Source organism: Aeromicrobium stalagmiti, assembly GCF_013283745.1.
Taxonomy (GTDB): Bacteria; Actinomycetota; Actinomycetes; order Propionibacteriales; family Nocardioidaceae; genus Aeromicrobium; species Aeromicrobium stalagmiti.
The window spans coordinates 1-13,545 of sequence record NZ_JABSTZ010000005.1; the positions used below are offsets into that span (position 1 = coordinate 1).

Annotated in this window: 13 protein-coding genes; 8 read left to right on the top strand and 5 right to left on the bottom strand. The window is 70.1% G+C overall.

What is annotated here, in order from left to right; translation table 11 throughout:
• Window positions 1–16: 16 nt before the first annotated feature.
• Together HQK15_RS16430 and trhA are read right to left on the bottom strand one after the other, a co-directional pair.
• Window positions 17–908 (bottom strand): IS5 family transposase gene (locus HQK15_RS16430; RefSeq protein WP_437340255.1). Its coding sequence is split into 2 segments (ribosomal slippage): window positions 17–562 and window positions 564–908, totalling 891 coding nucleotides; the frame shifts between segments, so codons are not numbered across the junction.
• 46 nt (window positions 909–954) lie between these two features.
• Window positions 955–1,656 (bottom strand): PAQR family membrane homeostasis protein TrhA, encoded by a 702-nt coding sequence (gene trhA, locus HQK15_RS16435; RefSeq protein WP_173492594.1) that lies wholly within the window; start codon window positions 1,654–1,656, stop codon window positions 955–957.
• A 77-nt stretch (window positions 1,657–1,733) separates the two neighbouring features.
• On the opposite strand from trhA, the gene HQK15_RS16440 reads away from it, so the two are divergent.
• The 7 genes from HQK15_RS16440 (at window position 1,734) to HQK15_RS16470 (ending at window position 9,765) form a co-directional block, all read left to right on the top strand.
• Window positions 1,734–2,495: an isoprenyl transferase gene (locus tag HQK15_RS16440; protein WP_173492595.1), complete on the top strand. Its 762-nt coding sequence runs from the start codon at window positions 1,734–1,736 to the stop codon at window positions 2,493–2,495.
• A 330-nt stretch (window positions 2,496–2,825) separates the two neighbouring features.
• The gene (gene phoH2 / locus HQK15_RS16445; RefSeq protein ID WP_173492596.1) at window positions 2,826–4,148 is read left to right on the top strand and encodes an RNA 5'-3' helicase PhoH2; all 1,323 of its coding nucleotides are present in this window, start codon (window positions 2,826–2,828) and stop codon (window positions 4,146–4,148) included.
• Window positions 4,149–4,261: 113 nt separating this feature from the next.
• A complete protein-coding gene (locus HQK15_RS16450) occupies window positions 4,262–5,488 on the top strand; it encodes an extracellular solute-binding protein (protein WP_173492597.1) in 1,227 nt (408 codons plus the stop codon).
• Window positions 5,485–6,306, top strand: a complete 822-nt coding sequence (locus tag HQK15_RS16455) for a carbohydrate ABC transporter permease (protein ID WP_173492598.1) — start codon at window positions 5,485–5,487, stop codon at window positions 6,304–6,306. Before HQK15_RS16450 ends, HQK15_RS16455 begins: the two co-directional genes overlap by 4 nt.
• Window positions 6,303–7,283, top strand: coding sequence for an ABC transporter permease subunit (locus HQK15_RS19185; RefSeq protein WP_173492599.1), 981 nt, complete (start codon window positions 6,303–6,305; stop codon window positions 7,281–7,283). The genes HQK15_RS16455 and HQK15_RS19185 overlap by 4 nt, the downstream gene beginning before the upstream one ends.
• A complete protein-coding gene (locus HQK15_RS16465; protein WP_173492600.1) occupies window positions 7,280–8,443 on the top strand; it encodes an ABC transporter ATP-binding protein in 1,164 nt (387 codons plus the stop codon). The genes HQK15_RS19185 and HQK15_RS16465 overlap by 4 nt, the downstream gene beginning before the upstream one ends.
• A 2-nt stretch (window positions 8,444–8,445) precedes the next feature.
• The gene (locus HQK15_RS16470) at window positions 8,446–9,765 is read left to right on the top strand and encodes a DUF2079 domain-containing protein (RefSeq protein ID WP_173492601.1); all 1,320 of its coding nucleotides are present in this window, start codon (window positions 8,446–8,448) and stop codon (window positions 9,763–9,765) included.
• A gap of 97 nt (window positions 9,766–9,862) precedes the next feature.
• Here the strand turns inward: HQK15_RS16470 and HQK15_RS16475 are convergent, their stop codons facing one another.
• A complete protein-coding gene (locus HQK15_RS16475) occupies window positions 9,863–11,278 on the bottom strand; it encodes a class II fumarate hydratase (protein WP_173492602.1) in 1,416 nt (471 codons plus the stop codon).
• Window positions 11,275–11,916 carry a spermidine synthase family protein gene (locus tag HQK15_RS16480; RefSeq protein ID WP_173492603.1) on the bottom strand — a complete coding sequence of 214 codons (642 nt, stop codon included), beginning with the start codon at window positions 11,914–11,916 and terminating at the stop codon, window positions 11,275–11,277. Before HQK15_RS16480 ends, HQK15_RS16475 begins: the two co-directional genes overlap by 4 nt.
• A gap of 34 nt (window positions 11,917–11,950) precedes the next feature.
• Here HQK15_RS16480 and HQK15_RS16485 point away from each other — a divergent pair, with 34 nt between their 5' ends.
• Window positions 11,951–12,382, top strand: coding sequence for a DUF6314 family protein (locus HQK15_RS16485; protein WP_173492604.1), 432 nt, complete (start codon window positions 11,951–11,953; stop codon window positions 12,380–12,382).
• Here the strand turns inward: HQK15_RS16485 and HQK15_RS16490 are convergent.
• Window positions 12,361–13,518 (bottom strand): redoxin domain-containing protein, encoded by a 1,158-nt coding sequence (locus HQK15_RS16490; protein WP_173492605.1) that lies wholly within the window; start codon window positions 13,516–13,518, stop codon window positions 12,361–12,363. The two genes, HQK15_RS16485 and HQK15_RS16490, sit on opposite strands and share 22 nt — an antisense overlap.
• Window positions 13,519–13,545: the final 27 nt, after the last annotated feature.

The window sequence follows — 13,545 nt, forward strand, 5'->3', positions numbered from 1 at the left end:
CCTAGGGCACGTCTCCTTATTGGCGTAGCCAGATGGTGATGGCGCGGAGGACAGCTCCGCCTCGGTAGGTCAGGGCGAGTTTGTCGTAGCGGGTCGCGAGTCCGCGCCATTGCTTGAAGACGTTGAAGCCGCGCTCGACGGTGTTGCGCTGCTTATAGGTCTCGGTGTTGAACGCGGGAGGTCTGCCGCCAGCTTGGCCGCGTCGTCTGCGGTGGGCCTTCTGATCCGATGGTTCGCTGATCACGGCCTCGATCCCTCGGCTGCGCAGCAGGTCGCGATTCGCCCGACTCGAGTACGCCTTGTCGCCGAGGACTTTGTCCGGACGGGTTCGTGGTCGCCCTGGTCCCACCCGGGCCACCGACAGCGATTCCATCAACGGCCTGAGCATCGGTGAATCGCCGCTTTGCCCTGGCGTCAGTAGGATCACGAGCGGTCGGGTCTTGCCGTCACACAGGTGGTGGATCTTCGTCGACAACCCACCACGGGAGCGTCCGACCGCGTGATCAGCGGGCTCGTCCAGCGGATTCTTGTAACTCGATAGAGCCCCCCGTGAGAGCAGCGGCTCGGGGCAGGTTCGTGCCGTGCTGGTGAGCACGGTTGATCGTTGAATCGACCGAAACGGTCCAGTCGATGTCGCCGGCAGCGTCGGCCTCAGCGAGCAGCTTGGCCAAGATCTTGTCCCATGTCCCGTCGCTGCTGAACTTGCGATGCCTTTTCCAGACCGTCTGCCACGGACCGAACTCAGATGGCAGGTCACGCCACGGAGAACCCGTCCGAAAACGAAAGATGATGCCCTCCACGACTTGACGATGATCGCGGAACGGCCGACCACGTTGGCCATCAGAGGACGGCATCACCGGCTCAATCCGCGCCCACTGAGCGTCAGTGAGAAGAGCTGCACGAGACATGCTCCAACAATCTCGCGCTCACACGCCGATCTTTAGGAGACACGCCCTAGTGCTGCTGGTAGGCCAGCAGGCTGACGCCGACGTAGTGGACGATGAACGCCGCGATGGTGAACGCGTGGAAGACCTCGTGGAACCCGAAGTAGGTGGGCGACGGGTTGGGCCACTTGAAGCCGTAGACGACGGCGCCGAGCGAGTAGAGCACGCCGCCGGTGATCAGCAGGACGAGCACGGGCGTCGACGCCTCGTCCGCGAACTCGGGGAAGTACAGCACCGCTGCCCAGCCGAGCACGAGGTAGAGCGGCACGTAGAGCCAACGAGGTGCGCCGATCCAGAAGATCTTGAACATGACGCCGAGCAGGGCGCCGCCCCAGACCAGCGACAGCATGATCGCGGCGTGCGACGGCTTGAGCAGCAGCAGCGAGAACGGCGTGTAGGACCCGGCGATGAGCAGGAAGATGTTGGCGTGGTCGAAGCGCTTCCAGAAGCCGCGGACCCGGTCGGACCAGGTGCCGCGGTGGTAGACGGCGCTGACGCCGAACAGCAGCATCGAGCTGACCATGAACACCGCCACCCCGACGCGGACGAGGACGTCGTCGGAGATGACCAGCATGACGATGAAGGCGAAGAAGGCCAGCGGAACCGTCACGGCATGCAGCCAGCCGCGCAGCTTGGGCTTGATCTCATCGACCGTCTCACGGATGCGCTCGGTCGCCTCCTGCACGACGCCTTCGTGATCATGGTTCGACATGAGGGTGAGCCTAGGGCACGGGGTGCAACCCGGCTGCGTCCGACTGCGGCCGCTGTGGCGAGGGTTACGCTGTGCCCATGGGAGTCACCGACCTGGCGTACGGCGTCTATGAACGCCGCCTCGCCAAGAGCCTCGACCCCCAGCGTCTGCCGCACCACGTCGGTGCCATCGTCGACGGCAACCGGCGATGGGCCAAGCGCGGTGGCACCAAGTACGAGCACGGCTACAAGGCCGGCGCCGACAAGATCATCGAGTTCAGCCAGTGGTGCGACGACCTGGGCGTCGAGATCGTCACGCTGTGGCTGTTGTCGACCGACAACCTGCAACGCCCCGCCGAAGAGGTCGAGAGCATCCTGGCCGCGGTCGAGGCCCTCATGGAGCAGATCGCCGAGGAGCGGCGCTGGCCGCTGTCGGTGATCGGCAACCTCGACATGCTGCCCGCGGAGTCCGCCGCGCGCATGAAGCGGCTGGCGGAGTCGACCACCGACGTGCAGCAGATGCGGGTCAACATCTGCGTCGGCTACGGCGGGCGCCAGGAGCTCACCGACGCGATGCGGTCGCTGCTGGTCGAGCAGGCGTCCCTCGGGCGATCGCTCGAGGAGGTCGCCTCGACGCTCGAGGTCGACCACATCGCCGAGCACCTCTACACCCGCGGACAACCCGATCCCGACCTGGTGATCCGCACCTCGGGCGAGCAGCGACTCTCGGGATTCCTCCTGTGGCAGAGCGTCCACTCCGAGTTCTACTTCAGCGACGCCCTGTGGCCGTCGTTCCGCCACGTCGACTTCCTGCGCGCGATGCGGTCGTACGCCGCGCGAGAGCGCCGGTTCGGCGCGTAGACCGCGCGAGCGCAGCGACCGAGCGTCGATGCGGGCTGGTGGTCCTTCGGTCGCTCGTACCTCGCTCCCTCCCGCTCGCAAGCTCGCTAGGAACCGTTGGTCCTTCGGTCGCTCGTTCCTCGCTCCCTCCCGCTCGCAAGCTCGCTAGGAACCGGGGCTGGGGCGGGGCAGCGTTCACATGCTCGTCACACACCGGCCAGCGTGTCGTGCCGGAATTCGTCGATCTGCGGTCGTACGTTCGTGGTGTGTTGACGCTCGCGCTTGAGCCCGGAACCCCTACCCACGAGTAGGGCCGGCGCAGGCGCGCGCGGGCCCGTTGAGGAGACAGCTGTGGCCGCATCGCGCACGTCGAAGAGCCAGACCTCCCGCCGCACGTACGTCCTGGACACCAGTGTCCTGCTCGCGGACCCCAATGCCGTCAACCGGTTCAACGAGCACGAGGTGGTCATACCGGTCGTCGTCATCACCGAGCTGGAGGGCAAGCGGCACGACCCGGAGCTCGGCTACTTCGCCCGCAGCGCCCTGCGCTTCCTCGACGACCTGCGGGTGCTGCACGGCACCCTCGACGTCCCCCTGCCGATCGGTGAGGAGGGAGGCACGATCCGTGTCGAGCTCAACCACACCGACTCCTCCTCGCTGCCGTCCGGCTTCCGCCTCGGCGACAACGACACCCGCATCCTGTCGGTCGCCAAGAACCTGGCCAACGAGGGTCTCGACGTCACGATCGTGTCCAAGGACCTGCCGATGCGGGTCAAGGCCTCGGCCGTCGGGCTCGTGGCCGAGGAGTACCGCGCCGAGCTGGCGCTCGAGTCGGGCTGGACCGGCATGCGCGAGCTCGAGATCGACAGCCTCGACCTCGACACGCTCTACGAGGCGGGCGTCCTCGACCTGCCGGAGGCCCGCGAGCTGCCGTGCCACACGGGCCTCGTCCTGGTCTCCGACAAGGGCAGCGGGCTGGGCCGGGTGACGGCCGACAAGCAGGTGCAGCTCGTCCGCGGTGATCGCGACGCGTTCGGCATCCACGGACGGTCCGCCGAGCAGCGCATCGCGCTCGACCTGCTGCTCGACCCCGACATCGGCATCGTGTCGCTCGGTGGCCGCGCCGGCACCGGCAAGTCGGCGATGGCCCTATGCGCAGGCCTCGAGGCGACGATGGAGCGCGGTCACCACAAGAAGGTCGTGATCTTCCGTCCGCTCTACGCCGTCGGCGGCCAGGAGCTCGGCTACCTGCCGGGCAGCGAGTCCGAGAAGATGGGGCCGTGGGGCCAGGCGGTGTTCGACACGCTGGGAGCGGTGGCCTCGCCGGCGGTCATCGAGGAGATCCTCGACCGCGGGATGCTGGAGGTGCTGCCGCTGACGCACATCCGCGGACGCTCGCTGCACGACTCGTTCGTCATCGTCGACGAGGCGCAGTCGCTGGAGCGCAACGTCCTGCTGACGGTGCTGTCGCGCATCGGCGCCAACTCCAAGGTCGTCCTGACCCACGACGTCGCCCAGCGCGACAACCTGCGGGTCGGCCGTCACGACGGGGTGGTCGCGGTGGTCGAGAAGCTCAAGGGGCACCCGTTGTTCGCGCACGTCACGCTGACGCGCTCGGAGCGTTCTCCGGTCGCGGCGCTCGTCACCGAGATGCTGGAGGACGTCACGCTGTGACGTGAGTTTGCTCCTGTGACTCCAGGGGCCCTTCCCGCAAGTGGGCATATGCCGCGGGAAGGGCCCCTGTCTGTGGCAAAGTTGCGCACGTGTTCGGACCAGGGAGACGTTTCGTGCGCTGCGCGGCGGCCGTCCTGTGTGTGTGCCTCGCAGCGGGGGCGTGCGGTGCCGATGGCGATCGCCCCGGCGCGGTCCCGACCCTCACCTGGTACGTCGGGCCCGACCGCGTCGACGCGCCCGCGCTGGCAGCGACGTGCACCGAGCAGGCCGGCGGCGCCTATCGCATCGCGGTCGAGCAGCTGCCGACCGACGTGACGACGCGGCACGACCTGCTCGTGCGCCGGCTGCGCGCCGCCGACGACACGATCGACCTGCTGAGCCTCGACACGTCGTTCACGGCGGAGTTCGCCGCGGCCGGCTTCCTGGCCCCCGTCCCGCGGGGCAAGGTCGGAGCGCTCCGGGCGGGCATCGCGCAGACCGCTCGGGCCGCGGCCACGTACGACGGTGAGCTCGTGGTCGCCCCGTGGTTCATGGATCCCCAGGTGCTGTGGTCCCGCGGCAACCTCGCCGAGCGGGCCGGGCTCGACACCACCCAGCCGATCAGCTGGGACGACCTCGTCGCCGGCGCCCAGCGCCTCGGCGTGACGATCCAGGTCCAGGACCGTGACGGCAGCGGGCTGTCGGACTGGGTCAACGCCCTGGTGTCCGGTGGGGGCGGCAGCATCGTCACGGGTGCCGGCCGTGACGCGGAGGTCGGGCTGGCCGGCGACGCGGGGCGCGGCGCCGCCTCGACCGTCGAGCTCTACGAGGAGTCGCAGGTCGGGCCGGGGCCGTCCCGCGACGCGCTCTCGGCATTCGCCGCCCCCGACGGCGGATTCCTGCTCGCCTCGGTCTCGGCCGTGGCCGATCCCGCCCTGGCCGGGGTCTCGGGCGACATGGTCGCGACGGCCTACCCGGCCGTCGGCGACACCAGCGTCGCCCCGCTCGCCGGTGTCGGCCTGGCCGTGCCGAAGCACGCACCGCGCACCGACGAGTCGTGGGCGGCCATCGAGTGCCTGACGTCGCCGGAGCTGCTCCGTCCGCTCATGGCCGAGGCCCAGCACGGCGCGAGCCGCCTCGCGACCTACAACGACCCGGCGGTCAAGGGCGCCTTCCCGCAGGGGGAGGTCGCCCGCGCCGCGGTCAAGAGCGGTGCCACGGCTCCGGCGACGCCCTACTGGTTCCAGGTCGTCCGCGCGCTCGACGAGACGTGGCGGCCCACGGCCGGCGTCACGCAGGACACGACCCCTGACACCTCCCAGGCCGCCGTCGAGGCCGCGATCGAGGGGACGCTGCGATGAGGGGCTGGCGCTGGCTCGCACCGGCGATCGTCGTGCTGCTCGCCGTCACGGCGTGGCCTGTCGGTCGCGCGATCTGGACCTCGCTGAGCACCGATCCCGCCACCAGCCCCGGCGACCGGTCGTTCGTCGGCGTCGACAACTACGTCGACGTGCTGACCACCCGGACGTGGTGGATCGCGGTGGCCGCGACGCTCGCGATCATCACGGTGATGGTCGTGCTCCAGCTGCTGCTCGGTCTGGCGTTCGCGGCCGCCCTGCGCCGCATGACGGTGCTGTGGCCCGTCGCACGGGTCGTGGTGCTGCTGCCCTTCGCGCTGCTCGCCGTCGTCTCGGCGGTGGTGTGGCGTGACGCCGTGACGACGGGGTTCGCGGCCGCCTGGTTCCGCCTCGACGACCTGGGGCCCGTCGGTCAGCTGGTCGCGGTCTCGCTCGGCGAGGTGTGGCGGGGCACCGGCATCACCGCAGTCATCCTGCTGGCCGGGCTGCTGCGGGTCTCCACCTCCTTGATGGCCTCCGCGGTCGCCGACGGCGCCACCGCGTGGCAGCGGTTCCGCCGGGTCGTGCTGCCGGCGATGGCTCCCGCGATCGCCGTCGCGGTGGTCTATCGCGCCCTCGACGCCCTGCGGATGCTCGAGGGGCCGTTGCTGGTCGACCAGCCCGGCACCGACGTCCGCACCGTGCCCGTGCTGGTCTGGGACACGACGTTCTCGCGCTTCGAGCTCGGCCTCGGTGCCGCGATGTCGGTGCTCCTGCTCGTCTTCGCGGTCCTGCTGGCGGCCGCGCTCGTCCCGCTGCTCCGGGTGAGGAGGACCGTGTGACGCCGTCGGTGAAGTCGCGCCTCTGGGCGTCGGGCCTGTCGTTCGCGCTGGGCTTCGGCGTCGGCAACTACGGCATCCTCATGATCGCCCGACCCGACCAGTGGCTCTGGATCATCGCCTCGGTCGTCCTCATGGCCACGGGCGCCGCGGGGGTGCTCTACGCCGACACGCCGCGGCCGGTGTCCTTCTGGGGCATTCTCGGCTTCGAGGTCTTCGCGGTCGTGACGCTCGTCCCTCTGCTGTGGACCTTCACGGTGGCGACGGCCCCCGAGGGCGCCGATCCGCAGACGCTCTGGCCCCAGGGAGTCAGCTGGCGGGCGTTCGACGGCGCGATCGGCTCCGACATCCTGCGCGACGCCGCCGTGACGTCGTTCCTGGTCTCGGGCCTGGCGACGCTGATCGCCATGCCGCTCGCGGTCGCAGCGGCGTACGGGTTCGTCCGCGTGCCGGCGCGCGGCAAGCGGATCGCCTACGGCCTCGTGATCGGCACGATCCTGATGCCGGTGCTCGCGATCGCCGGCCCGATCTCCGAGCAGCTGGTGGCCTTCGGCGCGTACGGGTCACGGCTGGCGCTCGTGCCGGCGGCGCTGGTCGTCACGCTGCCGCTCGCGACCTGGCTGAGCGTGACGGTCCTGCGGGACGTCCCGTGGCCGCTGCTCGACGCGATCCGCGCCGACGGAGCCACCCGGCGTCAGGTCGTGCGGCACTTCGCGGCGCCCGCCCTGCTGCCGGGGCTGACGGTCGTGACGCTGCTCGTCTTCGTGGTGGGCTGCAGCGACTTCGTGCTCGGCTCCGCCCTGTCGCCCGACGCGCGGACGCTCCCGCTGCCGGCGACCCTCATGCTCGCCAGCGGTCAGGTCGACGACTCCAGCGCCGCCATCGCCGCCGCCGGCCTCCTCTGGATGCTGCCGGCCGTCGTCCTCCTCCTGCTGTTCCCGCGCCGGATCAACCACCTCCTCGGAAGGTCCTACCGATGACCTCGATCGAAGTCCGCCACCTCACCACGGCCGCCCGTGGTGGGTCCCGTCCGCTGCTCGACGACATCAGCCTCGAGGTCCCCGAGGGCACGACGCTGGCGATCACGGGCCCGACCGGCGCGGGCAAGTCGCTGCTCCTGCGGACGCTGGCCGGCCTGGAGGACGCCACGTCCGGCGAGATCCTGCTCGACGACGAGCCCGTGACGACCGTCGACCCGCGCGGACGTGACCTGGCCATGGTGTTCCAGGACTTTGCGCTGCACCCGCACCTCGACGTCTTCGACAACCTCGCCTTCTCGTCCACGCTGCGTCGTGGCTACGACAAGGTCGCGCTGTCGGACCGCATCGAGGAGGTCGCGGAGCTCCTCGCGCTGTCCGACCTGCTCGACGCCAAGCCCGCCGACCTCGACGACGCGCAGCGCCAGCGGGTCGCCCTCGGCCGGTCGCTGGTGCGCGACGCCAACGCCTACCTGTTCGACTCGCCATTCTCGTCGCAGTCCGAGCGGGTGCGCACCCACGTCCGCTCGGTCACGACCCAGTGGCAGCAGGAGAACGACCGCACCTCGATCTTCACGACCAACAACGTCGAGGAGGCCCTCAGCACGGCGGACCGGGTGGCGGTGATGCACCAGGGCTTCATCCACCAGGTCGGCACGCCGCGTGACCTCTACGAGCGGCCGGCCGACATGTTCGTCGCGGGCTACCTCGGGTCCCCGCCCATGAACCTCGTCCCGGCGTTCCCGATGGGCCAGCAGCTCGTCATGCCGCTGGCGACGATGCTGCTCGACGACGAGCTGCTCGAGCGCATCGGAGACCGGGGCGTCGTCGTCGCGGGCATCCGTCCCGAGCACTGCTACGACGCCACCGGGGTCGGCGGACAGGCCGTGACCGACCGGGTCGAGTTCACGACGCGCATCGACGACGTCGAGTGGCGGGGCAGCTCGCAGTTCGCCTACCTCGGCTACGAGATCGAGCCCGCGGTCGAGGACCTGCTCAACGAGGTCGAGGACCTGCTCGAGTTCGACCTCTTCCAGAGCTTCCTGGTCGCCGAGCTGGCCGCCGACAGCGCGCTGCGCCCCGGGATGTCGATCCGAGTCGTCATCCCGCGCCGTCGCGTCCACGTCTTCGATCCCGAGACGGGCGAGAACCTCACGCTGTGACGATGCACGCCAGCCGCGCCCAGCACGCGCTCGCCGGGGTCCTGACCCTCGCCTGCGCGGCGGCCTACGGTGCGGTCACGCTGATCCGGTTCGACCGGTTCACGATCACCTCGTTCGACAACGCCATCTTCGAGCAGGTCGTCAAGAGCTATGCCGCGCTGGGCGTGCCGGTCTCGGACGTGAAGGGGCCCGGCTACAACATCCTGGGTGACCACTTCTCGCCCGTGACGGCGCTGATCGCGCCGTTCTACCGCGTCTTCCCGTCGGCGCAGACGGTGCTGCTCGCCCAGGTCGTGCTGATCGCGATCTCGATCCAGGTGATCTCGGTGCTGGCGATGCGCCGGCTCGGGACGGTCGTGGGCCTCGCGATCGGTGTCGCGTACGGCCTGTCGTTCGGCATCCAGTCGGCGGTCGAGGCCGACTTCCACGAGGTCGCCTTTGCGGCTCCGCTCCTCGCGCTGGCGGGGGCGGCATACGTCGACCGTCGCTTCGACCGTGTCATGTGGTGGTCGCTGCCGCTGATCCTGGTCAAGGAGGACCTCGGGGTGACCGTCGCTGCGATCGGCGTGGTGCTGTGGCTCGCCGGTGACCGTCGCCGCGGTCGGGTCCTGGCGGTGGTGGGGCTGGTCGCGTCGGTGCTGATCGTGCTGGTCGTGATCCCGGCGTTCAACGCGGCGGGGGAGTACACGCACTCCACGCTGGGTGACCGCGGTGTGCTGACGACGTTCTTCGACCAGCTCGACCGCAAGGCCGCGACGGTCGTGCTGACGGTCGCGATCACGGGGCTGGCGGCGCTCGCGTCGCCGTGGGTGCTGCTCGCCGTCCCGACGCTGCTGGGCCGGTTCGTCAACGACGTCCCGTTCTACTGGGGCACCGAGTTCCACTACTCGCTGGTGCTGATGCCGATCGTCTTCGTGGCGATGATCGACGCGATCGTGCGCCGACCGCAGCTGCGGTGGGCGTCGGTGGGGGCGATCGTCGTCAGCGGCTTCCTCGTGGTCGGGTCGCCGGTCGCAGCGCTGGCCGACTCCGCGACGTACGAGGAGCCGCCGCGCGCGGACAGCGCCCGCCTGGTGCTGTCACTGGTGCGCGACGGCGCCAGCGTCGAGACCGACATCGGCCTCATGACGCACCTGGTGACCGACCACACCGTCTACTGGCTCGGCACGGTCGGCGACGCCAAGCCGGAGTACGTCCTGTTCGACCTCGCCGCCGGGGTGGGATCACCCGACGACGTCGTCGGGTACGCCGAGCAGGCCCACGGCGGCACGTACGACCTCATCTACGACAACGACGGCTACGTCCTCGCCCAGCGCCGCTGACGAGAGCGTTGCCGCCCCTCGAGGAGAGCGTTTCCGCCCCTGCGAGGGGCGGTAAAGGTCTCGTGAAGGGGCGGAAACGCTCTCGTCAGCGTGGGGGTCAGGGGTGGGTCATGCTCATGACGTCGAGGGCCTTGTCGAGGTCGGCCTCGGAGATCTCGCCGCGCTCGACGAACCCGGACTCGATGACGACCTGACGGATCGTCTTCTTCTCCTTGACCGAGGTCTTGGCGACCTTGGCGGCGTTCTCGTAGCCGATGAAGCGGTTGAGTGGCGTGACGACCGACGGCGACGACTCGGCGAGCTCGAGGCAGCGCTCCTCGTTGGCCGTGATGCCGTCGATGCAGCGGTCGGCAAGCACGCGCGAGGCGTTGCCGAGCAGACGCATCGACTCCAGGATGTTGCGACCGATGACCGGCAGCATGACGTTGAGCTCGAACGAGCCGGACGCTCCCGCGGTGGCGATCGTGGCGTCGTTGCCGATGACCTGGGCGGCCACCATGAGCGTCGCCTCGGGCAGGACCGGGTTGACCTTGCCGGGCATGATGCTCGAGCCGGGCTGCAGGTCGGGCAGGGCGATCTCGCCGAGACCCGTGCGCGGGCCGGAGCCCATCCAGCGCAGGTCGTTGCAGATCTTGGTCAGGCCGACCGCGATGGTGCGCAGCTGGCCGGACATCTCGACGAGTCCGTCGCGGGCGCTCTGCGCCTCGAAGTGGTCGACGGCCTCGGTGATCGGCAGGCCGGTGTTGGCGGCGAGGATCTCGATGACGCGCTGCGGGAAGCCGATCGGGGTGTTGATGCCCGTGCCCACGGCGGTGCCACCGAGGGGGACCTCGGCCGTGCGCGGCAGGGACGCCTCGACGCGCTCGATGCCACGACGGATCTGCATCGCGTAGCCGGCGAACTCCTGGCCCAGCGTGACCGGGGTGGCGTCCATGAGGTGCGTGCGGCCGGACTTCACGACGGACGCGAACTCGGTGGCCTTGGCCTCGAGCGACGTCGCGAGGTGGTCGAGCGCGGGGATCAACTCGTTGGTGGCCGACGCGGTCGCCGCGACGTGGATCGACGTCGGGAAGACGTCGTTGCTCGACTGCGAGGCGTTGACGTGGTCGTTGGGGTGGACGTCCTTGCCGAGCGCGTTCGTGGCAAGGGTCGCGATGACCTCGTTGGTGTTCATGTTGCTCGACGTGCCCGAGCCGGTCTGGAAGACGTCGATCGGGAAGTGGGCGTCGTGGGCGCCGGTGGCGACCTCGGCGGCAGCGGCGACGATCGCGTCGGCGATGTCCTGATCGAGGATGCCGAGCTCGGCGTTGGCCTGCGCGCACGCGGACTTGATCTGCGCGAGGGCGCGGATCTGGGCGGACTCGATCGGGGTGCCGGAGATCGGGAAGTTCTCGACAGCCCGCTGGGTCTGGGCACGCCAGAGCGCGTGGGCCGGGACACGGACCTCGCCCATCGTGTCGTGCTCGATGCGCCAGTCGCTGGTGTTGTCGGTGGCTGGAGTGTTGTCGGTCATGCTCGCACGATAGCGCTGCCCCTGCGACGCGAGCCCGTGAGGATCCAGTAGTGCTCGTCGCGGCCCTGCAGCCGGACCGGGATGCTCCGCTCCGCGACGTCGTCGAAGGCGGTAGCCAGCGCCGCTGCCACCGCGGGGGAGGGGCCCATCGACCAGATGCACAGGTGGCCGCCCGGTCGGAGCCGTTCGGCGCAGGTCTGCACGAAGGGCGTCTCGTAGATCCGTGCGTTGTGGTCGTGCACGAGGAAGTCGGGGCCGTTGTCGACGTCGAGCACGATCGCGTCCAGCGACCCGGGCGCCTGCGCCTCGACCACGGCGCGGACGTCGTCGAGGACGAGCTCGGTGCGGGGGTCGGCCAGCAGGTCGGCCCCGGGAATGGTGCCGTCGCGCATCCAGTCGGCGATCTCGGGGTGCAGCTCGGCGACGACGACCCATCGGACGACCGAGGACGTCAGCAGCTCGCGGAGCGTGTGGCCGAGGCCCAGACCGCCGACGAGCAGGTCTGCGGCACCCAGGTCGAGGACGATCCGAGCGAGCTCACGCTCGGACGAGGTCTCGCGGTCGTCCATGACGAACACGCCGTTGACCCGCAGCTCTGTGGCGCCGTCGTCACGACGGCGCAGGGTTGCACCGGTCATGGGGTCAGGATAGTCGGCGACCTAGGCTGGGCCCGTGACCGCAGACCTCGCCCCGACCGCGCTGCTGGGCGCCTGGACGCTGGCTCGCGAGATCGACGACCGCATGAAGGCCGAGCAGTCGACGGTCGACGGGACGTCCGAGCTGAGCCTCGAGCCCGACGGTCGGGTCCGCTGGAGCGAGCAGGGCACGCTGCGCAGCGGTGAGCTCGTGCTGCCGGTCAGCCGGCTGCTCTTCGTCGAGCCCCGCGACGACGAGTGGTTCGTGACGTTCGACGACGGTCGCGACTTCCACCCCTGGTCGCCGGGTGGCGAGGTGGTGCACCCGTGCGCCCCCGACACGTACGTCGGCCGGGTCGACATCCTCTCCGACGATCACTGGCGCGTGGAGTGGGCCGTGAGCGGCCCGGCGAAGGACTACACGATGACGAGCGTCCTGGTGCGTGCTCAGCCGAACGAGAACGCGTAGACCCGCAGGTCGCCCTCGTACGCGACGGTCAGCGTCTCGGGGTCTGACGTGGGTGCGCCGTAGACCTGCACCAGGTCGGGACCGCCCGAGACGGGGATCCGTCGAGTGACGCCCTGCGACGTCGTGACGACGAGCGTGCCGGAGCCCGCGACCAGCTGGTAGGCCCGTCGCGCCCGGAAGCTCACCCGGGCGACCCCTCCGGGGCGCGGGGTGGCGTCCTCGGCCCGCAGGCGCCAGACGCCGCCGAGGCTGAACGTGCCGTCGGGCTGCTGGTCGGGCAGGCGGAACCGGGTGTTGTCACCGACGACGATGTCGGACTCGGTGTCATAGCGCCTGCCGCGGGAGTCGCCGAGGTCGATCTGCGGTGTCGTGCCCGGCTCGGCGTCGGCACCGTCGTCCAGCTCGCCGATCGCCGACGGCAGCTCGCCGCTGAAGTCGGACTGCTGCAGGATCGTCCGGATCTGGTTCTCGATGCGCGGGTAGCCGCCCTCGCCGAAGGTGATCGCGCGGACCGTCCCGGTGCGGTCGATGAGGTACTTCGACGGCAGCACGCTGCTGCGGTAGTCGGTGATCGTGGAGAAGCCGTTGTCGAGCAGCACCGGAAAGCGGATCGACAGCCGGTCGAGGGTGCTGGCCAGGCTCGACGCCCGTCGTTCGTAGCGGAACTTCGGCACGTGCACGCCGACGACCTCCAGGCCGAGGTCGCCGTACTGCGCCTCCCACGCGCGCAGGTAGCGCGAGTCACGGCGGCACGAGCCGCAGGACCCGGCGAAGAAGTCGACGATGACGACCGAGCCGCGCAGGTCCCGGAGGCTGACGGGTCGTCCGCCGGGCGTGTTGAGCCACGTGCCGTCGCCGAGCGCCGGCGCTCGGCCGCACCACGCGAGCCCCTTGCTGCCGGGCGTGCACTGGTCGAGACCGGCGTTGTCCTTCGTCACCAGGTTGGTCAGCTCGCCGGGATCGGTCTCGACCGGCTCGTCGGGGACCGGCGCATCAGGGGTCGAGGTGGACGTCGACTGGTCCGGCGCCAGCTTTCCCAGCTGGCCGGGCACGTCGAGGACCGCCGCGGCGAGCAGCACCGCGACGACGGCGGTGACGCCGAGCGCGCGCGGGGAGCTGCGCAGGCGCTGCAACATCGAACGGAGGCGAGTCATCACGGGTGG